At 60.2% G+C, this 1397-nt stretch carries 1 protein-coding gene; it reads right to left on the reverse strand.

All coding sequences use genetic code 11. The features are described from left to right. Nucleotides 1–1397 (reverse strand): condensation domain-containing protein (locus tag A5707_RS10055; protein WP_232000686.1); only part of this gene is annotated, 1397 nt, incomplete at both ends.

Consider the following 1397-nt stretch of genomic DNA (forward strand, 5'->3'; position numbering starts at 1 on the left):
GACTGCCCGGTTGCCGAGCTTTTCTAGTCGGGCGTGTTCGTCGTCGTCGAGGAGGTCCACTGATGACAATGGCCGGCCGGGATCGGCCACCATCGCCGCCAGCACGCGCTGCAACCGGCCGATCAACACCTCAACACTGAGCGCATCGAATACATCGGTCCGAAACTCCACCGCCCCCGAAATCCCTGCGGGCTCACCAGTCTCGCTGAAACGTTCAGCCAACGTAAACGCCAAATCCATTCGCGCACTATGGGCATCCACCGGCAACGGGGTAACCTCCACATCACCCAAACTCAACCCGGAAGCCGAATCCCCAGCAAAGTTCTGCCACGACAACATCACCTGCACCAACGGATGATGAGTCAAACTACGAGTCGGATTAAGCCGCTCCACCAACACCTCAAACGGCACATCCTGATGCTCATAGGCCGCCAACCCCCGAGCCCGCACCTGAGCCAACAACTCCGCCACACTGGGATCACCGGCCACATCAACACGCAACACCAACGTGTTGACGAAAAACCCGACCAACTCATCGAGGGCCGGATCACCACGCCCCGCAACCGCGAACCCTACTGCCACATCAGAACTGGCACTGAGCTTGGCCAACAACACCGCCAACGCGGCCTGCACCACCATGAAACTGGTCGCATTATGCTCACGAGCCACCCGAGAAACCTGCTGCTGCAACCCCGCCGGCCACTGCACCGCCACACTGGCACCACGCGAATCGGCCACCGCCGGATACGGCCGATCAGTGGGCAACACCAACCGCTCAGGCATCCCCGCCAACACATCCTGCCAATAACCCAACTGCTCAGCAATCAGACTCTCACCATCATCGAAATCACCAAGAACCGCTCGCTGCCACAACGTGTAATCGACATACTGCACCGGCAACTCGGCCCAACCCGGCGCCTGACCGGCACAACGACTGGCATAGGCCACCCCCAAATCACGCACCAACGGAGCAATCGACCACCCATCAGCAGCAATATGATGCACCACCGCCACCAACACATGCTCCTCATCGCCAACACGCAAAAGCCGTGCCCGCAACGGAATCTCAACCGACAAATCAAACGGCCGCTGCGCCACCGCATCAACCGCGTCCTGCACCCGACTCGCCGACCAACCAGTGGCATCAACAACCTGCCAACCCACATCAGCCCGCTCGCACGCCACCACCACCTGCTCAGGCGCACCCCCCACCGCACCAAACACCGTCCGCAACGACTCATGACGGCACACCACATCAACCAACGCCGCACCCAACGCCGCAGAATCCAAACCCCCACACAACCGCAACGCCACCGCCAAGTTATAAATCGGCGACGGCCCATACAACTGATCGATAAACCACAACCGCTGCTGAGCAAACGACAACGGAACATGCT

This window comes from Mycobacterium kyorinense (genome assembly GCF_001672775.1).
GTDB lineage: Bacteria > Actinomycetota > Actinomycetes > Mycobacteriales > Mycobacteriaceae > Mycobacterium > Mycobacterium kyorinense_A.